Annotated in this window: 19 protein-coding genes; 14 read left to right on the forward strand and 5 right to left on the reverse strand. The window is 46.1% G+C overall.

The annotated features are described in order from the left end of the window. Positions 1-21: 21 nt before the first annotated feature. On the reverse strand, positions 22-3,018 hold the full coding sequence (locus tag L0U88_RS18190; protein WP_234867869.1) for a T9SS type A sorting domain-containing protein: 2,997 nt from the start codon (positions 3,016-3,018) through the stop codon (positions 22-24). A 128-nt stretch (positions 3,019-3,146) separates the two neighbouring features. On the opposite strand from L0U88_RS18190, the gene mfd reads away from it, so the two are divergent. Together mfd and L0U88_RS18200 are read left to right on the forward strand one after the other, a co-directional pair. After that, positions 3,147-6,572, forward strand: a complete 3,426-nt coding sequence (gene mfd / locus L0U88_RS18195; protein ID WP_234867871.1) for a transcription-repair coupling factor — start codon at positions 3,147-3,149, stop codon at positions 6,570-6,572. Beyond that, a complete protein-coding gene (locus tag L0U88_RS18200; protein WP_234867873.1) occupies positions 6,569-7,243 on the forward strand; it encodes an HAD family hydrolase in 675 nt (224 codons plus the stop codon). Before mfd ends, L0U88_RS18200 begins: the two co-directional genes overlap by 4 nt. Here L0U88_RS18200 and L0U88_RS18205 read toward each other — a convergent pair. Beyond that, entirely contained in the window at positions 7,235-7,666 is a 432-nt protein-coding gene (locus L0U88_RS18205) for a GNAT family N-acetyltransferase (RefSeq protein ID WP_234867875.1), read from the reverse strand. The genes L0U88_RS18200 and L0U88_RS18205 overlap by 9 nt on opposite strands. 159 nt (positions 7,667-7,825) lie before the next feature. Between L0U88_RS18205 and L0U88_RS18210 the strand changes: the two genes are divergently transcribed. From L0U88_RS18210 to L0U88_RS18225, 4 genes are all read left to right on the forward strand, one after another. Beyond that, positions 7,826-8,062, forward strand: a complete 237-nt coding sequence (locus L0U88_RS18210; RefSeq protein ID WP_026751146.1) for an acyl carrier protein — start codon at positions 7,826-7,828, stop codon at positions 8,060-8,062. A gap of 93 nt (positions 8,063-8,155) precedes the next feature. Next, positions 8,156-9,409, forward strand: a complete 1,254-nt coding sequence (gene fabF / locus L0U88_RS18215) for a beta-ketoacyl-ACP synthase II (RefSeq protein WP_234867878.1) — start codon at positions 8,156-8,158, stop codon at positions 9,407-9,409. A 55-nt stretch (positions 9,410-9,464) separates the two neighbouring features. Further along, entirely contained in the window at positions 9,465-10,196 is a 732-nt protein-coding gene (gene rnc, locus L0U88_RS18220; protein ID WP_234867880.1) for a ribonuclease III, read from the forward strand. Between the two features lie 63 nt (positions 10,197-10,259). Next, a complete protein-coding gene (locus tag L0U88_RS18225; protein ID WP_234867882.1) occupies positions 10,260-13,622 on the forward strand; it encodes a T9SS type B sorting domain-containing protein in 3,363 nt (1,120 codons plus the stop codon). A gap of 229 nt (positions 13,623-13,851) precedes the next feature. On the opposite strand, the gene mce is transcribed toward L0U88_RS18225, so the two are convergent. Further along, complete coding sequence (mce, locus tag L0U88_RS18230) at positions 13,852-14,283, reverse strand: methylmalonyl-CoA epimerase (RefSeq protein ID WP_234867885.1); 432 nt, start codon at positions 14,281-14,283, stop codon at positions 13,852-13,854. A 132-nt stretch (positions 14,284-14,415) separates the two neighbouring features. Between mce and L0U88_RS18235 the strand changes: the two genes are divergently transcribed. The 8 genes from L0U88_RS18235 to L0U88_RS18270 all read left to right on the forward strand — a co-directional run bounded on the left by L0U88_RS18235 (position 14,416) and on the right by L0U88_RS18270 (position 23,218). Then, positions 14,416-15,567, forward strand: coding sequence for an IscS subfamily cysteine desulfurase (locus L0U88_RS18235; RefSeq protein WP_234867887.1), 1,152 nt, complete (start codon positions 14,416-14,418; stop codon positions 15,565-15,567). A gap of 97 nt (positions 15,568-15,664) precedes the next feature. After that, positions 15,665-15,997, forward strand: coding sequence for a HesB/IscA family protein (locus L0U88_RS18240; protein ID WP_234867889.1), 333 nt, complete (start codon positions 15,665-15,667; stop codon positions 15,995-15,997). Between the two features lie 98 nt (positions 15,998-16,095). Then, positions 16,096-16,821, forward strand: a complete 726-nt coding sequence (gene gldF / locus L0U88_RS18245; protein ID WP_234867890.1) for a gliding motility-associated ABC transporter permease subunit GldF — start codon at positions 16,096-16,098, stop codon at positions 16,819-16,821. 2 nt (positions 16,822-16,823) lie between these two features. After that, a complete protein-coding gene (gene gldG, locus L0U88_RS18250; RefSeq protein WP_234867892.1) occupies positions 16,824-18,530 on the forward strand; it encodes a gliding motility-associated ABC transporter substrate-binding protein GldG in 1,707 nt (568 codons plus the stop codon). A gap of 6 nt (positions 18,531-18,536) precedes the next feature. Further along, positions 18,537-19,490, forward strand: coding sequence for a TerC/Alx family metal homeostasis membrane protein (locus L0U88_RS18255; RefSeq protein WP_234867894.1), 954 nt, complete (start codon positions 18,537-18,539; stop codon positions 19,488-19,490). A 6-nt stretch (positions 19,491-19,496) separates the two neighbouring features. Continuing rightward, positions 19,497-21,971 carry a bifunctional UDP-N-acetylmuramoyl-tripeptide:D-alanyl-D-alanine ligase/alanine racemase gene (locus tag L0U88_RS18260; protein WP_234867896.1) on the forward strand — a complete coding sequence of 825 codons (2,475 nt, stop codon included), beginning with the start codon at positions 19,497-19,499 and terminating at the stop codon, positions 21,969-21,971. A 41-nt stretch (positions 21,972-22,012) separates the two neighbouring features. After that, positions 22,013-22,732, forward strand: coding sequence for a lipoprotein signal peptidase (locus tag L0U88_RS18265; protein WP_234867898.1), 720 nt, complete (start codon positions 22,013-22,015; stop codon positions 22,730-22,732). A 12-nt stretch (positions 22,733-22,744) separates the two neighbouring features. Further along, on the forward strand, positions 22,745-23,218 hold the full coding sequence (locus L0U88_RS18270) for a hypothetical protein (RefSeq protein WP_234867900.1): 474 nt from the start codon (positions 22,745-22,747) through the stop codon (positions 23,216-23,218). 248 nt (positions 23,219-23,466) lie between these two features. Here L0U88_RS18270 and fumC read toward each other — a convergent pair whose 3' ends face one another. Beyond that, positions 23,467-24,861, reverse strand: a complete 1,395-nt coding sequence (gene fumC, locus L0U88_RS18275; protein ID WP_234867901.1) for a class II fumarate hydratase — start codon at positions 24,859-24,861, stop codon at positions 23,467-23,469. A gap of 42 nt (positions 24,862-24,903) precedes the next feature. After that, positions 24,904-25,686, reverse strand: coding sequence for an enoyl-CoA hydratase/isomerase family protein (locus tag L0U88_RS18280; protein WP_234867903.1), 783 nt, complete (start codon positions 25,684-25,686; stop codon positions 24,904-24,906). Positions 25,687-25,699: the final 13 nt, after the last annotated feature.

The raw sequence follows: 25,699 nt of genomic DNA on the forward strand, positions 1-25,699 counted from the left end.
TCCTTTGTCTCCTCTTCCATATTAGTTTTTCAAAAATTTCTTCACAAACTGCTGCTTGTAATCATTGCTGGTTATAGTCAGGATATAGGTTCCGCGTGAGAGCCTGCTGACATCAATACTTCCATTCTGATATCCGCCTGTTCTTTTCAGCAGCAACTGTCCATTCAGGTTATATACCTGGATCACCAGTTCTTTCACCTCAAACATGTTTCCGACCCGGTACTCCAGGTTGTTGCTGGTAATGGTTGGATAAGAGAAGCGGATGAAGTTTTTATCATTGCGCACCGGATCATTCACGCCGGTTCCAACATTCGGTTTATAATTCGGTTGAGGAATCGTGGTGAAATACATCCCGTTGCCATGTGTTCCTACCAATAACACATTGTCCTGCGGACGATAGGCCAGTGAGGTTACTACTGCATAATTCAGGGTTCTTCCACCTTCCCGTTTCCATACGATGGATTTATTGGCGGCCAAAGAATCACGAATACTGATCGAACTGTACAAGCCTACTGAAGTCCCTACATAATATTCCGTAAACTCATTACCGGTTGCATCCTTACGCGCAACAATAGCACAACTGCGAATAGACGGCAGTGTTAGATTGCCCTCTACCATTGTCCAGGTTGGATTCCCGGATTTTGCATTGTTGGTTATCCAGATATTGAAATCGCGTCTGGTATTTCCTCCAACAGTTACCTGGTAATTGGTATACACTACCATAATTTCGTTGTCATCATTCGGATTGATGGCAATTCCTCCTACACAAACCCGGGCTGAATTCAAAATGGTATTAATTGCCGGCGGCGTAATTTCTACCGGCTGGGTTGCAGGTGCTGCATTTCGTGGATCATTCAACCGGAATATCCTTCCCTCCGTAGTTCCAATATACATTGTACTCGATGGGGTATAAGGCCCATGACTTAGTTTGATAGCCCGGATTCCGATATCATTACCCGATGGATTATTGGCATTGGTTTTTGCTGCTACGCCAGTTAATTCTGTCCAGCCACTGCCTGCTGTTACAGTTGTGGCATTGGTAGTTCTGAAGATGCGGTTGAAATTGGCGTAATACAAGTTCTCCGGATTGTCATTGTCCAGGCTAAAATAAGTTACGAATTCTCCTTCACCTCCACCCGGATTGGCAGTTAACCCACTGGAAGGCTCAATCGCATTTGCCGCATTGGGGGTGAGCCGAACCAGCGTTCCCAGCTGACTCGTTACAAATAAGGTATAATCACTGAAGTTGATGAATTTTCCGATGGCAGCAGCACCGCCATCACCTGATCCGGCCTGGACATGATCATTCACATTTCCATTCCTGAAATAAGCCCCGTTGTCCTGCATGCCTCCAATGAAATTATTCACCTGGTTGCCGGTTGCACGGTGCTCCAGGTTCACATGATAATATTGTGTTGTCTGATAACCAGTGATCATTGTCCAGTCTACCGGAAGGGTTTCAGAATCGGTACCCATAATATTGTCTGTAATATGAAGGCCTCCATCTGTTGCACACAGCGCACGGTTCGGATTGGTAGGGTCAAATACCAGGTTGTGTATATCGGGGTGGTTGTTATCGTAATTGGCTACCGGGAAAGTGGTGGCAGATGCTCCCCAGTATTTATAACCACCAATCCAGCTGGTGGAAGTGGTATTCGAAAATCCATTCGTAGAGCGATACAGGTTGGTTCCTCCTACAAATACCACATTGGGGTTGTCTGGTTTCACCGTCAGCAACATATTGTAACCTCCCTGTAAGGCAAGTGGATCAATGCCATCCCGCTGTCCCGGGAAGTTGGGCATATTTGAACTCAAATTGGTGAAGGTTGAATTGCTGAAATCAAACTTGAAAAGATCTGCTTCCGGTGATCCATTTGTTCCTTCCTGCGACAGGCCATTTTCATACATGGCGTACAATATATTATTATTGGATGGCGCCAGCGCGATGATTATTCTTTTCGCTGCTGTGGTTGGCGCTCCTGAACTATTATAGGAGTTCGCTCTCCAACCCTGGATGGAATCCTGGTTTACTGTCTGGCCACCCGCGAATCTTGTCCAGGAATTGGCATTCCCGGTTGCACTCACCCATAACCCACGTAGATCCTGATCAGCAAATCCTCCATTTACTGCCAGGTACACTCTTCCGGTACTCGTTACCGCAACATCCATTTGTCCATTGTCTGCTGCCGCAGGCTGTGACCCTACGAATACTTCCTGGAAGCTCACTCCTTCATCCGTGCTTCTCAATAATCTTCTGTGACCGGCTACATATACATGCCCGTTTACCGGGTTCACTACTATTTTGTGTACAATGTCAAAGGCAGCATCAAATACCTCCAGGCTTCCCTGGAACGTGCTGGTTACCCGCTGCCAGGTGGCACCGTTATCCGTTGATTTGAACAAGCCATTGCCCAGGTAAAATGCGCCTCCTGCAGAGGGGGAAGCTGAGTTGCCCAAAGGCTCACCGCCACCTGCATACCAGATATTCTGCTTGCCGGTTCTTGGATCCTGTGCAATCGCAGTTACGTTGTGAATTTCATTGTCCGGAGTCACTTTGGTCCAGCTGCTTCCTCCATCGGTAGACCGAAACAAACCTCCACTTACCGCACCGGCTATAATTACATTATTGCCGGCTGTTCCAAACCGAACATCAAATGCTACAGCCCGGGTACGACCTCCGAAATTGGCTGGTCCCGCTGCCTGGTAAGTATTATCCGCAAAGGGCGATAGCCATCCTGCCTGCTCCTGCTCCCGTACCGGAATTCTTCTTGCCATCGCCAACTCCCTGTCCATCACACCAATAGGAAATATGCCGGTTCCTCCATCCTTCAGCATATCGTACTCATATTGTACGCGCTGTTGACTAAAAAAGGCCCGCTCGGCCTGTGTTTTCTTTTTCCTGGGTTTATTTCCCCTGTAAATGGAACCGTTTTCCTGGGTATCAGTAGAAAATAAGAGGATGCCGGCAAGGATCACAGTTACTGTGGTAAGTGAGGCAGCAGTTATGACTTTGTTCATACGGAGTAGTTAAAGCCTACGTTTTTTTATCAAAACGTTTTTATAAGCTTAGTGGTTGACACAAGTTATAAAAAACTATTCGTATTACCTTTGCACCCTTCACCCCCTTAACCGGGGGTATTTGTGTAATGAATTTGGAACATTTACTGGAGCAGTACGCTAAAGACCCCCGCCTCTTTCAATTGGCGGACAGGCTCACTATGTCCGTACCTCAGCACCTCGTGCTGAAAAACCTGACCGGCAGCTCCCCGGAATTCCTTCTGACAGCGCTTTTCAAACATTCGGTTTCAGAACAACTCAATCATGTTGTTGTACTTAACGATGCCGAAGAAGCAGCGTACTTCCACAATACCCTGGAAAGTTTGTCCAAAGCGCTCGATCTTTTTTATTTCCCTTCTTCCTTCCGTATCAAAAAGAATTACCGATTGCTGAATAGCAGTCACGTTATGCTTCGAACGGAAGCCCTGACCCGACTCAGTGCAGGGGGCAATAAAAAGATGGTGATCACCTATCCCGAAGCACTCTTCGAGAAACTGGTGCGCCCTGAAACCCTCAGTGGTAATATCATTCGCATTAAAGTGAATGATACGCTGGATACGGTTAAACTCTATGAACAGTTGACCGATGCAGGTTTCACGCGTACTGATTTTGTATACGAACCCGGACAATTTGCTGTTCGCGGTGGCATCCTCGATATCTATTCCTTTGGTAATGAAAAACCCTATCGCGTAGAACTTTTCGGCAATGAGGTTGATAGTATCCGCCTCTTTGATCCTGAGTCCCAACTCAGCGAACGAAAATTATTGCAGGTTAATATCATTCCAAATGTGCAGGCAGAAATGCCGGATGAAGCTACCATCTCCCTGTTTGATTATTTCCCCGAGAATACGGTGGTTTGGATGAACGACTGGACCTTTGTGAAAGAACGCCTCGAACTGCAGGAAGAAGAACTGGACCTGTTTCTTGCCAGGAATGAATCGCATGTTCCCCGCGAAGAAGAGGAAGAAGATAAACTCATTCGTACCATTATTAAAAAGGATGAGTTTCTGACAGCCGAAGAGATCGCTTCTATTCTGCAGCATCATCATATTGTGGAACTCGAAGGCCATGCCAGTTGGCAGGGCCGAGTGTCTTATGAAGTGGATTTTCAAACACGTCCGCAGCCTGCTTTCAATCGCCAGTTTGAATTATTGATCAAGGATCTGCAACAATGGGAGAAGAAGAAGTTTCAGTTGTATCTCTTCGCGGAAAATCCAAAACAGCTGGAGCGATTGCACAGCATTTTTGCCGACCTCAAAGCTGAAATTAATTTCACTCCTATTCCTGCCGCCATACATGGTGGTTTTATTGATGAGGGATTGAAACTGGTTTGTTACACCGATCACCAAATCTTTCAGCGTTATCACAAGTACAAGGTTAAACAGGCCTATAATAAAAACAAGGCGCTGACCATCCGCACCCTGCGCGAATTACAACCCGGTGATTTCGTATCACATATTGACCATGGGGTAGGAGTATACAGTGGCTTGCAGAAACTGGAAGTGAATGGCAAATTGCAGGAAGCCGTTCGCATCATTTATAAGGACAGTGATATCCTCTATGTGAATATCAACTCCCTGCATAAGATTTCTAAATACACAGGTAAGGAAGGCACGGTTCCCAAAGTAAACAAACTGGGTAGTGATGCCTGGGCCAAACTGAAAGAAAAAACCAAAACCCGCGTTAAGGAAATCGCTTTCGATCTGATCCAGTTATATGCGCAGCGTAAAGCTCAAACCGGATTCCAGCACACACCGGATACCTATCTGCAAACAGAGCTGGAAGCTTCCTTCATCTATGAAGACACGCCGGATCAGAGTAAGGCTACCGCGGATGTGAAAAAGGATATGGAATCACCTTCACCTATGGATCGCCTGGTTTGTGGAGATGTTGGTTTTGGTAAAACAGAAGTAGCCATTCGGGCAGCTTTCAAATCAGTGGTGGATGGTAAACAAGCTGCTGTTTTGGTACCTACTACGATTCTTGCTTTTCAGCATTATAAAACCTTCTCAGATCGCCTGCGCGATTTTCCGGTGACCGTGGATTATATCAACCGGTTCAAATCTGCGAAGGAGAAAAAGGAAACGCTCAAACGAGTTGAAGAAGGCAAGATTGATATACTTGTTGGTACGCATGCCATCCTGGCCAAAGATGTAAAGTTCAAAGACCTGGGCATTCTCATCATTGATGAAGAACAAAAATTCGGTGTGGCACACAAAGAGAAGATCAAAACCCTTCGTACCAATGTGGATTGCCTTACCCTAACAGCTACCCCTATCCCAAGAACCCTGCAGTTCAGTCTGATGGGTGCGCGGGATCTGAGCATCATGAATACACCGCCACCCAACCGGCAACCCATTCAAACAGAAGTGCAGGTCTACAATGAAGACTTTATCCGGGATGCAATCTATTTTGAAACAGAAAGAGGCGGACAGGTATTCTTCATTCACAACCGGGTAAAAGGCCTGGCAGAAATGGCGGCCATCATTCAGAGTCATTGTCCGGATTTAAGCATTGGATACGCACACGGACAAATGGAGGGGCATGAACTGGAAGAACGCATTCTGGATTTCATCGACAAGAAATACGATGTACTGGTTTGTACCAATATCGTGGAGAGTGGAGTTGATATTCCCAATGTGAATACCATCATCATCAACAATGCGCATCAGTTTGGATTAAGTGATCTGCATCAGTTGAGAGGGCGCGTGGGCAGAAGCAATAAAAAAGCATTCTGTTATTTATTGGCACCTCCGTTGAGTACCCTTCCATCGGATTCAAAAAAACGATTGCAGACACTGGAGCAGCACAGTGAACTGGGCAGTGGATTCCAGATTGCCATGCGCGACCTCGATATCCGCGGAGCCGGTAACCTGCTTGGTGGCGAGCAGAGTGGATTCATGGCAGAGATCGGATTTGAAATGTACCAGAAGATTCTGGATGAAGCGATCAGAGAACTGAAACGCACTTCTTTCCGCGAACTGTTCAAAGAAGAAATTGCACGGCAGGAAGATTATGTGCAGGATTGTACCATTGATACCGATCTGGAAATACTGATCCCGGATGAATATGTGGAAAGTATTGGTGAACGTTTGTCTTTGTACCAACGCCTCGACAACTGTGAAACAGAAGCAGAATTGCAGGATTTCCACCAGGAAATGGGCGATCGTTTTGGTCCGGTTCCTCCGCAGGTGGAAGATCTCTTTGATACCGTACGGATTCGCAAACTCAGTGTGGAACTTGGATTTGAGAAACTACTGTTGCGCGACCAGGTACTGAAATGTTTCTTCGTCAACAAACACGATTCACCTTATTTTGAATCAGAACTGTTTCATAGTATCCTTGCGTATCTTCAAACCTATACCAACAATGCACGCCTGAAACAGAGCGGAAAGAATTTCCTGCTGGTAGTGGAAGGCATGAAGGATATGGCAACCATATTGACCTTCCTGCAACGGATGCATAAGCAGGTAGTGGAAATCCCCCAAACAAAAGAAAAAGAACCAACCATATGATATCGGCCATTTTATTTGATCTCGACGGAGTGATCCTTGATTCCAATCCGGTTATTGAAGCATTCTGGGGTAAGTGGGCAGAGCGGGAAGGCATCCCCTTTAATGAACAGATCATTAAGGAAACAATTCATGGCCGAACTACCTGGGAAACGATTCATACTCTATTCGTCCACGCAGATGATGCCCGCAAACAGGAAATTTATGATGATGGCGTTTCTTTTGATTTAACCATGCAGCCAGCCCTGATTCCGGGTGTGCAGGATTTTATTTCGGGTATTGCTGACCGTGGTTTGCCTTTTATATTGGTAACCAGTTCACCCCATAAACGTGCATGGCATTTTCTGCGCCAGCAGGGACTTGCTCAATATTTCACTGACAGCATCACGATGGAAGATGTTACCAAAGGCAAGCCCGATCCCGAGCCTTATCTGAAAGGTGCAGCCAAATTAGGTATTGATCCGGATGCCTGCCTGGTGTTTGAAGATTCCGACAGTGGCATACGATCCGGCTTGGATGCAGGCATGCGGGTAGTGGCTGTGAACAACAGCAATTTTAATCATGAACGCGTGATCTGGACCATCAGTGATTTCACCGAATTGCAGGTAGAGGAGCAACACCTGCGACTGGAAGGCAATAAGGATTCAGGAAAACTTGCTTTTCGCTTACCGTAAGCGCTTTTCCATGATGTAGTGAGCAATCGTCACTTCTTCAAATTCATCACTGCAGATCTGGTAACCCAGGTGTTCGTAGAAGCCGACCGCTGTTTTTCGGGCATGCATGGTGAGGCGTTTGAAGCCCTGGTCGCGCGCGATGTTCTCGGCAAAATTCATCAGTGCCCGGCCGATTCCCTTTCCCTGGAGATTGTTGTTAACCGCCATCTGGCGCAGGCGAACCACGCCATCCCCTTCATTAACCAGCATACAGCAGCCCAGCATTTTGTCATCGTCAAAAGCCCCGATGAGGATCTGGTCCTTTTCCTGCTGCAATTCCTCCTGGCTAAAACTCAGTCCCAATGGCTTGCGCAGGATATCATCCCGCAACTTGATCATCTGCTGGTATTCCGGAGTTCCGTGGTCAATGATTTTAAGTGCCATCTGCTGTGTTTTGGTCAGTTAGGATTTGTAATTTAAAAAATTTTTACTACTAGGTGTTAGTTAACCGGGCAGTTTTCGGGCCGGAAATTAAAAAAAGCGTCAAAAATTGTTATTTACCCAAAAAGTATATTTTTGCAGCCGTAACTAAACTTTACTACAATGTCAGACATCGCAACAAGAGTTAAAAAGATCATTGTTGACAAATTAGGAGTAGACGAAGCAGAAGTAACTAACGAAGCTTCTTTTACCAATGATCTTGGAGCTGACTCTCTGGATACAGTAGAACTGATCATGGAATTCGAAAAAGAATTCAACATCTCTATCCCGGATGAGCAGGCCGAAACCATTACTACTGTAGGCCAGGCTGTTGCTTATTTAGAAGAGCACGCTAAGTAAACGGAACTCCGTTTCAGGCAATATTTAATCCGCCTCTCGAAAGCATTTCCGCTCAGAAGGCGGATTATTCACTTTTAAAATCCGGCAATCTACATGGAACTTAAAAGAGTAGTAGTCACAGGTATGGGCGCTCTGACTCCGATTGGGAATACCCTGGAGGAGTACTGGCAGGGTTTGCTAAATGGCACTCCCGGCGCTAACAATATCACTTTGTTTGATGCCTCCAAATTCAAGACAAAGTTTGCCTGTGAGGTTAAGAACTTTGATCCAACGCAGTTTCTCGATAAAAAAGAAGCCCGAAAAATTGACCGGTTCACCCAGTTTGCCCTGGTGGTTTCTGATGAAGCTATGGCAGATGCGGGACTGAACCGCGAAAATGTCAACCCCGATCGTACGGGGGTGGTATTCGGAAGTGGAATCGGCGGACTGATTACCTTTCAAAATGAGGTAATGGACTTCGCCAAGGGCGATGGCACTCCACGATTCAATCCCTTCTTCATTCCCAAGATGATCCTGGACATTGCAGCCGGACAAATCTCCATGCGCCACAACCTGCGCGGTCCCAATTTTGCCGTAGTGAGTGCCTGTGCGAGCAGTACCAATGCTATTATTGAAGCCGTTAACCTGATCAAGCTGGGCAAAGCCGATATTATCGTAAGTGGTGGTTCTGAGGCAGTTATCAGCGAAGCAGGCGTAGGCGGATTCAATGCCATGAAGGCGATGAGCGAGCGCAATGATGATCCCGCTACCGCCAGCCGTCCTTATGATAAAGACCGTGATGGATTTGTGATGGGTGAAGCAGCCGGTATTCTGATCCTGGAAGAACTGGAGCATGCGAAAGCCCGTGGTGCCAAAATCTATTGCGAAATCGCCGGAGGTGGCGCTACAGCTGATGCACATCACATTACTGCCCCCCATCCGGAAGGATTGGGCGCGCGCAATGTAATGCTGGCAGCCCTGGAAGATGCAGGTATGCAGCCATCCGACATCGACTACATCAATACGCATGGTACTTCAACACCCCTGGGGGATGTAGCCGAGGTAAAGGCGATCATGAATGTGTTTGGAGAACATGCCTATAACCTGAATATCTCAGCTACCAAGTCGATGACCGGGCACTGTCTCGGTGCGGCTGGAGTGATTGAGGCCATCGCGGCGATTCAGTCTGTGGTGCATGATATCGTGCCGCCAACCATCAATCACTTTACGGATGATCCGGAACTGGATCCCCGCCTGAATTTCACATTCAACAAAGCACAAAAACGCACCGTGCGTGCTGCCCTGAGCAATACATTTGGCTTCGGCGGACACAATGCCTGTGTGATTGTGAAGAAATTTGAGGGTTAATTTAGCAAGTCTGGCGCCAAACGCTTAAATTGACCCCGGTAACTAAACGAAATCTGTGGGTTTATTTGATAGCATCCTGAAAGGTTCTTCTCCCGAAACGACGGAATTCAAGAAACAATTGAAAAACGTACTCGGGTTTGCGCCTGGAAATACCGACCTATATAAAACTGCACTGACACACCGGTCGGTAAAGGATTCTTCTGCAGATAATAATGAGCGGCTGGAATACCTGGGCGATGCCATTTTAAGTGGTATTGTGGCAGATTTTCTCTTCAAAAAATACCCTTATCGCGAGGAAGGTTTCCTGACGGAGATGCGCTCCAAGATGGTGAACCGGGTAACCCTTAATGAGGTGGCCATCAAAATGGGCCTCAAAAAAATCGTCTATTTCAACAAGTTTGATAACTCGCTGAAGGTGAGCCAGATCTTTGGCAATACCCTGGAAGCGGTGGTTGGAGCAGTGTACCTGGACAAAGGCTTCAAGAAAACCCGCACCTGGGTACTGGAAAGAATTATCCTGCCTTACATGTTCATGGACGACCTGGAAAACCTCGAAATCAATCACAAGAACAAATTATACGGCTGGGCCAACAAAAATGGCAAGAACCTCGAATTCGAAACCCTCGAAGAAAAGTTTGAGGGTGGTCGCCGCCTCTTCACCATTGGTGCGGTGGTAGATGGCCAGTTGCTCGCCCAGGGCAAGGCCTACAATAAAAAAGACGCCAGCCAGGTAGCTGCCCAGGCCGCCGTGGAGAAGCTGGGGCTGAATAAGGAAAGTGAAACGTAGTATGGAAGAGGAGACAAAGGAGAAGGGAGACAGGAGACAAAGGAGAAGGGAGACAAGGGAGGAATGGAAGATGGAGGAAAGGAAGAGGGGATTTCCGGTTTTGAATTCCACCTATTATATTTGGGCCTGATGCCTTCCTGTGTAAAAAAAAATTGCTGCAAACCTTTTCTGGTTCTGATATTACTATTGTCCGGATATGTTTCTTTGAGTCAGTCGAATGCTCCGAAACGTCCTGTACCATCTGGTCAAAAAATTCAGGGCAGCAGATCGCTGCTGGAATTTTCGCTATTACTTGAACGAACAGAGAAACTGCCATCACCTGGCAGTCCGGGAGCAACCCCGGCCAGAGTAAAAAAACTTCAATCGCAAATTCCTCAGCGACCTTCCTCATTCCAGCATAATTCGACAGGGATAACCAATTCCCTGAGTGAAGTATGTTTTACCATTTCCGGCAGAGATTTTTTACATCATAGTTCGTTGGGGTTTTATACTGCGCAACCAATCCAGACCAGGGATGGACATTTTATTATACCTGGCGAATTTGTTGATTATAATAGTGTACCCTACCGCAGCGGGGGATCCTGTATAAAAACGGATGCCGAAGGAAATGTAATTTGGGCGAAATTGATTGATAGTCTTCAGCAAACACCGGGCTATTTTTTGAGTTACTTCAGGGTGCTTGAATTAGTTGACCGTTCCCTGCTATTATTGGGGAGAACACCCAATAAAGTTACCGGCAACTATGATCTGATCTTTACCAAACTTGATCCCAATGGCAATCTGCTTTGGTCAAAAACTTTTTCTTCAAGGCTGTGGGAAGGTTATAATGGAACAGGGGATTATTTCTATGTAACCGACCTGGAGCAGGATCCCGCAGATGGTCAGGTTTACCTGGTTGGCTCACATTGGGCAAAGGGAATTTCTGTTACGAAATTAAATCCGGCGGATGGAAGCATAAGGTGGAGCAATGTGTACCAGTCCGGCGAATTTGAAAACAGTTTTGGATTGGCTATACAATCGAATCAATTACTTCTTTTTAATCTCCAGGGCAATTACAATTCCTACCTTGTCATAAGTGCGCTGGATAAAAATTCAGGAAACAAAATCCGGCAAAAATCATTGATCAGCACGATGGATTGGATGGGTCCCAAAATCTATCGGCCGATCGAACTGGTGGTTACGGAATCCGGAAAATTTCTTTTATCCGGAATAACCAACTGGTACTCCAGAACGCCAGGGGTTCCCGGGCCGGAATACTTATCACATGCTGAAGTAATTGAACTGGATCAAAACGCTGATTTTGAAAATAGTTTTGTTTTCAGAAACCAGGTAGATGCTTCTCCCTTATTAACGCAAGTCAGTTTGGCAAAAGATGGCTCGGGAGTATTTTCCATGTTTGAATACGAGAGTGGGTTTACGGGCAAAGCACATATTGCTATGTTCAAAGACGGGAAAATTTACCACCAGAGAAAACGTGAACATATTAATGAGGGAATACCTTATGAACCGCCTTATCTTTCAACTGGTAATGGTGGTTTCGTGAACATTAAATTGATGGGCGATAGTACCAAAACCTTTGCAGATGGATCCCGAATCGATTTTTATAAAATGCACAGTTCAGATACGCTGGGAGCATGTATCGGATTTCCGGATTCCGTTACTTCCCTGCTATCCAAATATTACATACCGGCTGACTTGCCGATGTATGAAAAAATAGAGCGAAATGATTTGAGTGAACAGCTTTCAATCGTTCATAATGTAAATGACAATCGGTTTGTTAAAGCGCCAGCATGTCAAATTATATCGCACTGTGATTCCGTATCTGTTCGTGCAGACCAGGAGGCGGTATGTGTTGGTTCCAGGATAACTGTTACACTGGGGAAGAACCCCGCTTGCGGAAGCCTTATCCCGTTGGAATTTGATTCCAGTTTTGTGAGCGCTGTACAACAGCTTAATGATTCCATGTATTCTTTCCAATTGGCAAAATCCGGCATCTTCACAATACATGCCAGTGTAATGGGATGTTCAATAAAAAAAGACAGTGTACGGATAATTGTAACGCAGGTTCAAAATATTCTTGATTTAGGAGCGGATACGGTGCTTTGCAAAAACAATTCCCTTTTATTGAAAGCCGATGCTGGTTTTATACAGTATCGCTGGCAGGATGGCACAACAACTCCCGAATTCAGGGTTACCCAGCCTGGAAAATATTATGTTGACGTTACTAACGCTTGTGGTAATTCATTGAGTGATACTATTTGGGTTCGGGAACATCCGCCGATTGCATTGAACTTGGGAACCGACAAGGAACTGTGTTTCGATGCGCCAGCTACCATTGAAGCCCCTGAGGGATTTATTAACTATGAATGGTCAAATTCCCTGGACACAAGTGCTTATAATGGAAGAACCCTATTCATCCGTCCCAATCAACCTGTAGAATACAGATTAACAGCAGAATTAAAACCCGGCTGTTTTGCTTACGATACGATTCAGTTGTCCATCAGCCGGCCACCGGCTATTGACCTGGGTCTGGATACTTCTATATGTAAAACAGCTACTCTTTCACTGAACGCCGGTGCCGGGTTTAGTTCATATCAATGGAGTACAGGTTCAACAAGCAATTTTATTACGGTATCAGAAAAGGGAAGTTATTGGGTAAATGGTTATTTGCCGAATGGCTGCTTCAGTTCAGATACGATTGAACTGGTAGAAGTATATGAATTGCCAGTTCCTTATTTAGGACCAGATCGGGTTATTTGTGAAGGCCAACCGGAACTATTACAACCGGCAGGGACCTATGCAAATTACTTATGGCAGGATGCTTCCATTGCGCCTGTTCTACAGGTAAATCAACCTGGAACCTATTGGGTAAGAGCATCCAATAGTTTTGGGTGTATTGGGACAGATACACTGGTCATAACTGAAACCAAACTACCTCCTTCCGATTTCCTGGATGCCGATACATTAATTTGTTCCTACAGTACCATTGACCTGGTGCCAGGGAGAGATTTTAGTAACTATAAATGGAATACAGGAGCCAGTTCCCGCGGAATTCAGGTTAAAACACAGGGGCTCTATTGGCTTACAGTTACAGATGAGTTTAATTGCAGGGGTACCGACTCCATTGTTATAACTACGAAAGACTGTCTGAAAGGTGTCTTTTTGCCGAATGCTTTCAGTCCGAATGGAGACCACAAAAATGATCTGTTCAGAGCACAGGTATTTGGTCAGCTTCAGAAATTTGAACTGCGGATTTATAACCGGTTTGGACAGCTGATTTTTGAAACAACGAATCCTGATTCGGGCTGGAATGGTACCCTGAATGGAATGCTCCAGAATACCGGAACCTTTATTTGGACCTGTACGTATCAGCTAATCGGCGAGCCACTTGAACAACAGAAAGGGCTACTTCAGTTGATTCGGTAAATAACTACCCTGTGGGTAAAATTCCTTGGGAGTATCCTTGAGCGGTTGGGGAATAGTTCACTGACGGTTCATTGGTGCTTCAATAGTAGTGAAACAATGATGCGGGAGCGGTTGAGATTGACTGACTGGTTAGATAAAAGTGGCCGAATGGATGGAGAAGAGAGGGTGAATGGCTAAAGAAGTGAGACGTCAGACGTGAGACGTGAAGCAAAAGAATGGAAAAGACTTCTCACATCTCACGTCTGACTTCTGACGTCTCACGTTTCACCTCCATGCACAGCTCCACCAACACCCCCGTAGTTCCCTTCGGATGTAAAAAACAAACCAGCTTATTATCCGCACCGGGTTTGGGTTCGGGATTGAGGAGTTCAAATCCTGCTGCGCGGAGGCGTTCCATTTCAGCATAAATATCCTCTACGGCAAATGCGATATGATGCATGCCTTCCCCTTTTTTCTCAATATAGCGGGCGATTACTCCCTGAGGATCAGTGCTTTCGAGCAATTCAATTTTGCTTTCTCCCACTGCGAAAAAGGCTGTACGCACTTTCTCTGTTGTCACTTCTTCCGTTTTATAACAGGGTGTGTTTAAGAGGGCTTCATAGAGCGGGATCGAGGTTTCCAGGCTTTTTACAGCAATCCCGATATGTTCAATTTTATTCATGTGCCAACTGATTTTTGAACCAGAGGAAGCGTGCTCGGAGCAGGACATCCACCAGCGATTCAAAGATAAGAAGTGGCTTCGCTGACTTTACCCTTATCCGAACGATTGCATGTAACTTTATGTTCTTTAAATATGGAAACTCCTTTTCAGGTACCGGTTTATTTGGATAACAATGCCACCACCCCCATGGATCCGAGGGTGCTGGAGGCCATGATGCCCTATTTCACCAAACAGTTTGGCAATGCCGCCAGCAGGTCACATGCTTATGGCTGGGCTGCAGAGGAAGCAGTTGAACTCGCACGTGAACAGGTTGCCCGATTGATTGGGGCTATTCCCCAGGAAATTGTATTTACCTCGGGAGCAACAGAAGGAGTGAACCTGGCCATTAAAGGCGTGGCAGAAATGTACACCTCAAAAGGCAACCATATTATTACCTGTCAAACCGAACACAAGGCGGTAATCGATACCTGTAAACACCTCGAGAAAAAAGGACTGGAAATCACCTGGTTACCGGTGGATGCAACCGGGATGATCAACCTGCAGGAGCTGGAAGCTGCTATCCGGCCCACCACCATCCTGATTGCGATCATGTATGCCAACAATGAAACAGGCGTGATCCATCCCGTTCGGGAAATCGGGGCTATTGCCAAAAAGCATGGTGTGCTCTTTTTCACCGATGCCACCCAGGCGGCAGGAAAGATCCCGGTGGATGTGGAGACAGATCATATTGATATCTTAACCCTTTCGGCACATAAAATCTATGGTCCCAAAGGAGCCGGAGCTGTGTATGTGAGAAGAAGAGATCCGCGGGTTCGACTTACCGCCCAAATGGATGGGGGAGGTCATGAACGAGGGATGAGATCGGGCACCTTAAATGTGCCGGGTATAGTGGGACTTGGAAAAGCAGCTGATCTATGCAGGTTGGAAATGGAGGCAGAGGCAGCGCGACTTACAACTTTGCGTAACCGCCTGCAGGAGGGTATCTTATCCTTACCGGGTGTGGTCCTGAATGGACATCCATCCAACCGGTTACCTCATACCCTGAATATCTCTTTCCCCGATCGGGATTCCAACAGCCTGTTGCTACAGTTTAACAAAAAACTGGCCTTGTCTGCTGGTTCGGCCTGCACTTCTGCAACCCTGGAACCGTCTTATGTGTTGAAAGCCATGGGCTTCTCAGATGAGCGATCCTATTCAGCCCTTCGCTTTGGCCTGGGTCGCTTCACCACGGAAGCTGAAATTGAGTGGGTGCGGGAACTGTTCAGGCAGGAGTTGGGGAGTTAGCCTCACTCCGACTTAGGGTACCTCACTAGTTGGGTGCCATCCACCACGGCGGAGAGAAAAAGTGTAAATTTGTACATCGAAATAAACGGAGACGACTATGTTATTTGTAAGTGATAAAGCAAAGGATAAAGTATTGAAGCTGCTGGATGAGGCAGATGTAAACAAAACCGGGGATTATTTCCTGAGGGTTTCCGTTGTGGGAGGAGGATGCTCCGGACTCAGCTACAAACTGGATTTTGACAATGTGAGCAAGCCGGCCGATCAGGTATTTGAAGACAATGGTATCAAGGTAGTAACCGATTTGAAGAGTTTTCTCTACCTGGTAAACACCACCCTGGAATTCTCCGACGGCCTCAATGGTAAAGGTTTTTATTTCAGTAACCCCAATGCAAGCAGAACCTGCGCCTGCGGGGAGAGCTTCGCGGTCTAAGGAATGTGAGACGTCAGACGTCAGACGTGAGAGGTGAGACGAGGGAAATTCAGCGTCTCACGTCTGACATCTCACATTTCACCTTATTTTTACCCCCTATGTGGTCAATTGCTAAAAAAGAGTTCAGGCAGTTTTTTGGAAGTCTGACTGGCCTGGTGGCTATCGTCGTTTTCCTGCTGCTGAACGGACTTTTTCTTTTTGTATTTCCCGATTCCAGCATCCTGGATTATGGGTATGCGAGCCTGGATAAATTCTTCCAGCTGGCACCCTGGATCCTGCTCTTCTTGGTTCCCGCTGTTACTATGCGCAGCTGGTCCGATGAATTCAGGGCAGGAACCTTTGAGATCCTGGCAACCCGGCCACTTAAACCATCGCAACTGGTTGTTGGAAAATTCCTTGGGGCCTATGCTATCGTGGTGATTGCACTGCTGCCTACCATCCTCTATGCGTTCAGCGTTCAGGCATTGGCGGTAGATAAAGGCATTGATTGGGGTGGCACCATCGGATCCTATATCGGACTGTTTTTGCTGGCTGCTGTTTTTACCGCCATCGGTACCTGGTGCAGCAGCCTGAACTCGAACAGCGTAATCGCCTTTCTTCTGAGTGCATTTATGTGTTTCATTTTATATACCGGCTTTAACGCGCTGAGTCAGTTACCCGCCCTGCAGGGAAATGCCGATTACCTGCTGCAAAAAATTGGCATCGATTTCCATTATCAAAGCATCAGCAGAGGCGTGGTAGACAGTCGGGATATCATTTACTTCGGCAGCGTAATTGCTTTTTTCCTGCTCATCACCAACCGTAAAATTGCGCTGAACCAGTAAGTATGAAAAAGAACCTGCTTTCCAACAAATTTTATTGGATTCTTTTACTGCTGGTTGTTATCGCAGTAAACTGGCTTGCGGAACAAGTACCAGTGAGATTGGATCTTACTGCGGAAGGTCGATACACTTTGTCATCACCCACCCGCAAGCTCTTAAACGAAATTGAAGAACCTGTACAGATCGATATCTTATTAAGTGGCGAATTACCCGCCGGCTTCAAGAAACTCGCCGCCAGCACCGATGATCTGCTGCGCGAATTCAAAGCTGTTGGGAAATCCAATATCCGGTTTCAGTTTATTAAACCCGGAGAGGGTTTGAATGATACGGCGAAAGCAATCCTGTATGATTCCCTATCGCGCCTCGGACTCAACCCTACTAACATTAAGGCGCAAACGAAAGAAGGAGAGGGCCAGGAAGAGCGCCTGGTATTTCCTGGTGCCGTCGTCCAGCACAAAGGCAGAACTACCGCGATTGATTTGTTGCAGGGAGTGAGTGCAGCAGGCGGACTCGAATCACTCAATACAGCAGAAGCCCTGCTCGAATTCAAGTTTGCCTATGCTATTAAACAACTGAACCAGGATACTGTGCCCCTGATCGGCTACCTGGTTGGTAATGGGCAGCCACTTACTTACCAGGTACAGGATCTGATTGAAAATGTATTGCGTAAAAACTATGCGTTCCGCATTCTTCCAATTGATAGCGTGGGATTGATCCCCCCGGTTTTTGATGCGCTGATCATTACCAAGCCTACCACTGCCTTCAGTGATGAACAGAAAATCAAACTGGATCAGTATGTGATGCAGGGCGGAAAACTGCTCTGGATGATTGATAAGCTCTATGCAGAGATGGACAGTCTCCAGCGTACGCAAAATGAATTCATCGCCTTTGACCGCGCACTCGAACTGGATGACCTGCTGTTCCGCTATGGCGTACGCATCAACCAGGATCTGCTACAGGACCTGAATGCAGATAAAATGCCTTCTGTTATTGGTTCAGTGGGAGGCAAACCTCAAATTCAACTGCTTCCCTGGTTTTATAGTCCGTTGCTTTCTAATTATAGCGGTCACCCGATTGCCAAAAACCTGGATTATGTGTTGACCCAGTTTCCCAATACCCTGGATACGGTGGAAGCAAAAGGAATTCAGAAAACCATTTTATTAGCCAGCTCCCAACAGGCACGCACACTCGAAACGCCTGCCAAAGTGAGCTGGAATTCGGTAGAAAAGGAAGAAGATTTCAACACCTTCAATAAATCGAAAATTCCGGTTGCAGTATTACTGGAAGGGAAATTCACTTCTCATTATGCCAACCGCCTGAGTACAGAACAGAGAGCATTCATAACCGCACAGGGACAAACAATTAATACACAATCTCCCGAAAGTAAAATGATTGTCATTGCGGATGGAGATATCGCCCTGAATGCAGTAACCCAGAATGAAGGGCCGCTTCCGATGGGCATGAATCCTTATACCAAGTTCCAGTTTGCGAATCGTGATTTTATTCAAAATTCCATTGAATACCTCGTAGATGAATCCGGTATCCTGGAAACAAGGGCCAAGGATTTCAGTCTGCGTTTACTGGATCAGAAAAAACTGGAAGAAAGCAAAACCAACTGGCAATTGATCAATATTGTGGTACCAATCCTGTTAATGATTGCCTTTGGATGGGCTTTCCACTATTTCAGAAAGCTGCGCTATCAGCATAAATAAGAGAACATGACACCCGAACAGATTACGTATTTAGTATTTGGCATCGTTGTAGTGCTGGCCCTGGTATTTGACCTCGGACTGATGAGTAAAAAATCATCTGAGGTAACTATGAAAAAAGCGTTGGGACAAACCATTTTCTGGGTTTCCCTGGCGCTTGGATTTTTTGTATTTGTATGGTTTGAAGACGGGCAAAAACCAGCCCTGGAATACCTCAGTGCGTATTTAATGGAATGGTCGCTCAGTATTGACAATATTTTTGTATTCATACTCATCTTCACTTTCTTTGGCGTAAAGCAGGAATATGTGCCGAGAGTCTTGCTGATTGGAATTATCCTCGCTATTGTTTTCCGAATAATCTTTATTTCTGTTGGTATTGTTCTGATTGAACGGTTTGAATGGTTACTCTATGTGTTTGGAGCATTGCTGCTTTACACCGGTATCAAAATGTTTACAGCGAAACACGATGAAGAGACCGATATGTCGGAGAATACCGTGTATAAGTTCCTGCAGCGTATACTTCCGCTGGTGGCGCATGATGGTGGAGGTAAGTATACCATCATAAAAGATGGAAAACGATACTATACCAGCATGTTTGTGGTAGTGATCATGCTGGCAACCACCGATATTGTATTTGCGCTGGATTCCATACCGGCGGTATTTGCCATTTCCCAGGACAGGATGGTAGTATATACCTCCAATATTTTCGCAGTTCTGGGATTGCGTTCCTTGTTCTTCCTTTTGAAAGGTGCAGTAAATAAGTTTTCTTATCTGCAACAGGGAATCGCGATTGTATTGGTGTTTATCGGCTTGAAAATGCTGGTGGGGTATTTTGGACTTCATTTACCTGTTTATATTTCCTTACTGGTGATTGTGTTTTGTATTGGCGCATCTATCGTTTATTCAATTCATGTGGCCAATAAAAATGCCGCCAAAGAGCTCGCGTCCAAAGAACCTGAATAAACAAACATGTACAGCATTTCCGATATCGCTGAAATTCTGCAGGGCCGATGGATACAGAAAGCCGACAATGGTTTGATTGTCCACCTGTTGAATGACAGCCGGAAACTATTATTTCCCAAAACCAGTTTATTCTTTTCGATTGTAAGTGGGAACAGAAATGGTCACCAGTTTATTCCTGCCTTGTACCAACAGGGGGTGCGGCATTTCCTGGTATCAGAAGAAGTGGATACCACAGGATTGGAGGAGGCCAATATTATTTGGGTACCGGATACGGTGAAAGCACTCCAGGCAGTTGCAGCACATCATCGCCGCCAATTCTCCTTTCCGGTAATTGGCATCACCGGCAGCAATGGAAAAACTATCGTAAAAGAATGGTTGAACCAGTTGCTGGAGCCCGATTACCGAATAGTCAGGAGTCCCAGGAGTTATAACTCTCAAATTGGAGTGCCCCTTAGCGTTTGGCTGATGAATGAACAGCATCAACTGGGTTTATTTGAAGCAGGTATATCTCGCAAGGGAGAAATGCAGGCATTGGCTGACATCATTCAACCAGGTATCGGAGTCTTTACCAATCTGGGTTTGGCACATAGTGAAGGCTTTGCCTCGATGCAGGAAAAGCTGGAAGAAAAGTGGAAACTCTTTGATACCTGTAAAGTAATCATCACTCATTACCAGGACGACTGGATCAATGAATTTATAGAAAGCAGGGTACAAGCCGGACAGCGATTGGTTCGATTTGGTTCTCATCCAGGTGCAGACCTGCGGATAAAAACAATTTCAAGAAAGGAAGAAAGTGCTGAATTAGAGCTTCAATATAAGGAACTTGATTTTCGGTTAGCCCTTCCCTTTAGTAGTGATGCGGCGCTGGAAAACAGCCTGACCTGCATATTGGTCCTGCTTGAATTGGGTATATCGCCTGATTCAATACAGCAACGAATATCCGGTCTGCATGCCATTTCCATGCGATTGGAGTTGAAGGAAGGCATTAACCAGTGTTCGGTTATTAATGACAGTTATTCGGCGGATATCAGTTCGCTGGTAATTGCACTGGATTTTTTATCGCAACAGCAGCAGCATTCGAAAAAGACCGTCATAGTTTCAGATATTCCGGAAACCGGCTGGACATCTGCACAGCTCTACGAACGCGTAGCAGCTTTATTGCATCATCATGGTGTACAACGCGTAATCGGAGTTGGTCCGGAAATAACAGAACATGCAGCCATCTTTGCAGCCTATGGTTTTTCAGAACTTCAATGGTTTGCAGCCACCGATCTATTATTGCAGCATTGGGAAGAGTTGAATTTCAGAGAGGAAACCATCCTGGTAAAAGGAGCCCGTCGTTTTCAGTTTGAACGGATTTCTGCCTTGCTGGAAAAGCAGGTACACCAGACCGTTATGGAGATCAACCTGAATGCGATGCTACAGAATCTCAAATGGTACCAGCAGCGCCTACAGAAAGGAACCCGTCTCATGGCTATGGTGAAAGCTTTTTCCTATGGCAGTGGTAGTTTTGAGATTGCCAATCTGCTGCAGTTTCATGGAGTGGATTATCTGGCGGTGGCCTATACAGATGAAGGAGTGGCCTTGCGTAAGGCCGGTATTCATCTTCCAATTATGGTTATGAATGTGGCGCCACCTGGTTTTGATGCATTGGTAGAACATAATCTGGAGCCGGTCTTGTATTCCTCCAGCCTGTTTCAAAGCTTTGCGAATTTTATCCGCCAGGAAGGCATTCCACAATACCCGGTTCACCTGGAATTGGAGACTGGCATGAATCGATTGGGCTTTGCACTGGCAGAACTTCCTTTTTTAACTGCGCAACTACCTGGTTCACCCTTTAAAATACAATCGGTTTTCAGTCATTTGGCAGCCAGTGAAGATGCAGCATTTGATGCGTTTACCAAAGAGCAGGTGCAGCGCTTTGAACAATTTTCGGAGGCGTTGAAAGAGGTAGTTCAGTATCCGTTTTTAAGGCATATTGAAAATACCTCGGGCATCTTCCGGCATCCGCAATGGCAGTTTGATATGGTGCGGCTGGGAATTGGCCTCTATGGATTTGATGCTGCCATGGCGGGATCATCACCATTGGAGGAAGTTTCCACCCTGGTTACCACCATCGCGCAAATCAAAGACCTGGAGCCTGGGGAATCAGTAGGTTATGGTCGGAGGGGCCGGATTACAAGTCCGACCCGGATTGCCACGATTCGTATAGGTTATGCAGATGGCTATCCGCGATCCCTGGGAAATGGAGTTGGAAAATTATGGTGGAAGGGTCAACTGGTTCCGACAATTGGTTCAGTTTGTATGGATATGACCATGATTGATATTACCGGTTTGCAAGGCGTGCGGGAAGGCGATCCGGTTACGGTTTTTGGAAAAGGGCTGCCGGTTTCGAAGGTGTCAGAATGGGCGGGTACCATTCCTTATGAGATCCTGACAGGTATTTCCCAGCGGGTAAAAAGAATTTATTACCAGGAATAAAACAAGTCCAACGGTTATCTTTGTTGTTTTACAAGTTGATTATGGCAAAAGCAAGGAATTTAATACTCTTAATACTACTGATTCTGGTAGCTGATCAGGCGTTAAAGATCTGGGTTAAGACCAATATGCCACTGAGTTATCATTGGGATGCAAGTCACCAGCCGCTGACACCTTATGATCGGGGGATCAAAATGTTTGGCGAGAACGCGGAGTGGGCCCAGTTGTATTTTGTAGAGAATGAAGGCATGGCCTGGGGCTGGAAGTTTGGGGGCGAATTCGGTAAAATTGCGTTAACGCTGTTCCGCATGGTGGCAGTGGTATTTGGGGTCTGGTACATTCGCAGTATATTGAGGAAGCAGCAGCATCCGGGTTTTGTAGTTTGTGTGGGATTGATATTTGCGGGAGCCCTGGGTAACCTGATTGACAGTTTGTTTTATGGGCTGATTTTTGAGGAGAGTACCTATACTTCGGTGGCAAAAATGTTCCCGGAGCAGGGATACGCAGGGTTTTTACATGGGAAAGTGGTGGATATGTTTTATTTCCCGATCATACGCACCACCTATCCTGAATGGATGCCTTTTGTAGGCGGGGAGGATTTTGAATTTTTCAGTCCGGTTTTTAACATCGCGGATGCTTCCATTTCCGTGGGAGTGATTGCGTTGCTGATATTCCAGAATAAGTTTCTTCCGAAAGAAGAAAAAGATAAAAAACGACCCATTGAAACCAGCACCCGTGTGAACGACGATGTGCAGGTGTCTTAAATAAAAATGACTATGAAAAAGGGATTGGCATTACTGGCGCTTGTTATCGCGGTATTGATTTCAGCCTGCAGCAAGGAAACAAGTGTTGAAAAAGCGACGCAGCAAAACCAGCTGAATACCTGGAGTTTCAGTGTTGGCAGTACCCAGTACAGTGGCACCATTGATACGAGTTTTGTGGAGGATTTTTCGGTGTTCCAGTTTATAAATGTGGAGGGCTTTACTCCAGTTAATAACGGTCAGATATTTGTGAGTTTCGGGGGCACCACCCTGCAGGTAGGGGAATACGTATTTCCCTTTGCAAATTTTGGCTATGCTGAAAATGGAGAACTTGTTTTCGAAACTGGCACTACTACTACTGATTTTCGGATTGTGATTACGGAGTTGACAGCAGACAGGGCAGTGGGAACATTCTCAGGAACAGTGGTGGAATCAGCGACCGGTAATCCAATTGTCATTTCCAATGGCCGATTTGCTACTTCGAGGTAGGTGGCAAAAAATTGTCCCTCCCAAAAAGGAGGGACGCTAAACCCTATATTCGAAATTGACAACATTTCCTTTTAACCAAGCCTCTTGGTTTTTCAGTGGATATTGGTCGTCAAATCAATAGTAGGGAACGGACCAAAACAGAACATGAGTATTTTAATGTACTAACAATCAATTTTGTCAATGAAAAACGGCCACGAGGGCCGTTTTATTGTTTTGGGGAGAGCTAGATTTCGACGAATGGAAGGGTCTTACAGCCCTACCATCTTCCCGGGAACCACCCACTCGTCAAATTCTTCCGGAGTGAGGTAGCCGAGTTTTACAGCCATTTCTTTTAATGTAGTTCCTTCTTTATGAGCTTTCTGTGCGATTTCTGCCGCCTTATAATACCCGATTTTGGGGTTCAGGGCAGTAACCAGCATCAGGGAGTTATCCACGTGTTTTTTAATATTGGCTTCAATTGGTTCAATACCTACGGCACATTTGTCGTTGAAACTTACACAACCTTCTCCAATCAGGCGGGCACTGTGCAGGAAATTGTAGATCATCATCGGCTTGAACACATTGAGTTCAAAGTGACCGGTTGCTCCTCCGATATTGATAGCCACATCATTCCCCATTACCTGCGCCGCGATCATAGTCAGCGCTTCACACTGGGTGGGGTTCACCTTACCCGGCATGATGGAGGATCCGGGTTCATTATCCGGAATGAACAGTTCGCCAATGCCGGATCTTGGACCACTGGAAAGCATCCGGATATCGTTGGCGATTTTCATCAGGCTTACTGCAACTGTTTTCAACGCACCATGTGCTTCCACTATGGCATCGTGTGCCGCCAGGGCTTCAAATTTGTTTTCAGCAGTTACGAAAGGCAGTCCTGTTAAGGTTGCGATATGTTTGGCTACGTTTTCGCTGTAGTTGGGAGGTGTGTTGATACCGGTTCCTACTGCAGTACCACCCAGCGCGAGTTCACTCAGGTGCGCCAATGTGTTTTTAATGGCTTTCAAACCATGATCTAACTGAGATACATAACCGCTGAATTCCTGTCCTACAGTAAGCGGGGTGGCATCCATGAAATGGGTGCGACCAATTTTCACCACCTGCATGAATTGTTTGCTCTTATCAGCAAGTGTGTTGCGCAGTTTTTCAATACCAGGAATGGTTACTTCCAGGAGTATTTTATAAGCCGCGATATGCATCGCAGTAGGGAAGGTATCGTTGGAGGATTGTGATTTGTTTACGTCATCATTCGGATGCAGAAACTTTTCTTTATCAGAAAGCTGACCGCCATTGAGTACATGTCCGCGATATGCTACTACTTCGTTCACGTTCATATTGCTCTGGGTACCGGATCCGGTTTGCCAAACTACCAGGGGAAAATAAGCGTCCAGTTTGCCTTCCAGGATTTCATCGCAAACCCGGCCGATCATATCAGCTTTTTCTTTGGGCAGTATACCTGCTTCGAAATTGGTGATGGCGGCTGCTTTTTTCAGGTAAGCAAATGCCTGGATGATTTCCTTCGGCATTTTATTGGTATCCTGCGCGATCTTGAAATTTTCAATACTGCGCTGGGTTTGGGCACCATAATAGGCATCCACGGGCACTTTCACTTCACCCATCGTGTCTTTTTCAATTCTGTAGTCCATATGGCGATTGTATTTGGTTGGCCGCAAAGTTAACGGCACTGGTTATTTTCCTTTAAAAACCGGTTGTCTTTTTTCGAGAAAGGCTTTGGCTCCTTCTTTGGCATCTTCAGTATCGAAAAGCCGTCCGAATGCATTGATTTCTTCCTGTAAACCATTGTCTGCACCAATTGCTGCAATATTCGTAAGCCGGATGACTTCACTGATGGCAAGTGGCGCTTTATGGATGATGGTTTGCAGCAGGCTGTTGGCTTTTGGCAGCAGTTCTTCTGCAGGAGTCACATAGTTTACGAGTCCCAGTTGCAGTGCTTCGGGGGCAGTGATCATGGCTCCGGTCATCATGAGTTCCATCGCCTTGCCCTTCCCGATGAGCTGGGTGAGTCGTTGTGTTCCTCCATAGCCGGGGATCAGTCCGAGGTTCACTTCCGGTTGCCCGAACTTCGCCTGCTCGGATGCAAGGCGAAAATGGCAGGCCATAGCGAGTTCACAACCTCCGCCGAGTGCAAATCCATTCACTGCAGCGATGATGGGTTTGGGGGAGTTTTCGATTTTAGAGAATACCTGTTCCTGCCCTTTTGCGGCAAGTGCTGCACCTCCTGCTGCATCCAGTTCGAGGAATTCAGAGATATCAGCTCCGGCGACAAAACTTTTTGGTCCGGCTCCGGTGATGATGGCGGCCTTCATTTCGTGATGCTTGTAAAAGGATTCCAGTACGATATGTAATTCTTCTATTACCGTTTTGTTGAGGGCATTCAGTTTATCGGGTCGGTTGATCGTGATCGTGAGTACCCCTTCATTCAGGTGCGTTAAGATAGTTGACAGCTGCATTGGTATAGTTTTC

Origin of the sequence: Flavihumibacter fluminis (assembly GCF_021491375.1) — a bacterium.
GTDB lineage: Bacteria > Bacteroidota > Bacteroidia > Chitinophagales > Chitinophagaceae > Flavihumibacter > Flavihumibacter fluminis.

What these genes read in the sequence shown, in the direction of transcription:
- mce (WP_234867885.1), bottom strand. Translation starts at nt 14,283, where the DNA reads ATGAATAAAATTGAACATATCGGGATTGCTGTAAAAAGCCTGGAAACC.
- L0U88_RS18260 (WP_234867896.1), top strand. Translation starts at nt 19,497, where the DNA reads ATGTACAGCATTTCCGATATCGCTGAAATTCTGCAGGGCCGATGGATA.
- fabF (WP_234867878.1), top strand. Translation starts at nt 8,156, where the DNA reads ATGGAACTTAAAAGAGTAGTAGTCACAGGTATGGGCGCTCTGACTCCG.
- mfd (WP_234867871.1), top strand. Translation starts at nt 3,147, where the DNA reads ATGAATTTGGAACATTTACTGGAGCAGTACGCTAAAGACCCCCGCCTC.
- L0U88_RS18200 (WP_234867873.1), top strand. Translation starts at nt 6,569, where the DNA reads ATGATATCGGCCATTTTATTTGATCTCGACGGAGTGATCCTTGATTCC.
- L0U88_RS18240 (WP_234867889.1), top strand. Translation starts at nt 15,665, where the DNA reads ATGTTATTTGTAAGTGATAAAGCAAAGGATAAAGTATTGAAGCTGCTG.
- L0U88_RS18270 (WP_234867900.1), top strand. Translation starts at nt 22,745, where the DNA reads ATGAAAAAGGGATTGGCATTACTGGCGCTTGTTATCGCGGTATTGATT.
- fumC (WP_234867901.1), bottom strand. Translation starts at nt 24,861, where the DNA reads ATGGACTACAGAATTGAAAAAGACACGATGGGTGAAGTGAAAGTGCCC.
- L0U88_RS18205 (WP_234867875.1), bottom strand. Translation starts at nt 7,666, where the DNA reads ATGGCACTTAAAATCATTGACCACGGAACTCCGGAATACCAGCAGATG.
- L0U88_RS18265 (WP_234867898.1), top strand. Translation starts at nt 22,013, where the DNA reads ATGGCAAAAGCAAGGAATTTAATACTCTTAATACTACTGATTCTGGTA.
- gldG (WP_234867892.1), top strand. Translation starts at nt 16,824, where the DNA reads ATGAAAAAGAACCTGCTTTCCAACAAATTTTATTGGATTCTTTTACTG.
- L0U88_RS18255 (WP_234867894.1), top strand. Translation starts at nt 18,537, where the DNA reads ATGACACCCGAACAGATTACGTATTTAGTATTTGGCATCGTTGTAGTG.
- L0U88_RS18235 (WP_234867887.1), top strand. Translation starts at nt 14,416, where the DNA reads ATGGAAACTCCTTTTCAGGTACCGGTTTATTTGGATAACAATGCCACC.
- L0U88_RS18225 (WP_234867882.1), top strand. Translation starts at nt 10,260, where the DNA reads ATGGAAGATGGAGGAAAGGAAGAGGGGATTTCCGGTTTTGAATTCCAC.
- L0U88_RS18190 (WP_234867869.1), bottom strand. Translation starts at nt 3,018, where the DNA reads ATGAACAAAGTCATAACTGCTGCCTCACTTACCACAGTAACTGTGATC.
- gldF (WP_234867890.1), top strand. Translation starts at nt 16,096, where the DNA reads ATGTGGTCAATTGCTAAAAAAGAGTTCAGGCAGTTTTTTGGAAGTCTG.
- L0U88_RS18210 (WP_026751146.1), top strand. Translation starts at nt 7,826, where the DNA reads ATGTCAGACATCGCAACAAGAGTTAAAAAGATCATTGTTGACAAATTA.
- L0U88_RS18280 (WP_234867903.1), bottom strand. Translation starts at nt 25,686, where the DNA reads ATGCAGCTGTCAACTATCTTAACGCACCTGAATGAAGGGGTACTCACG.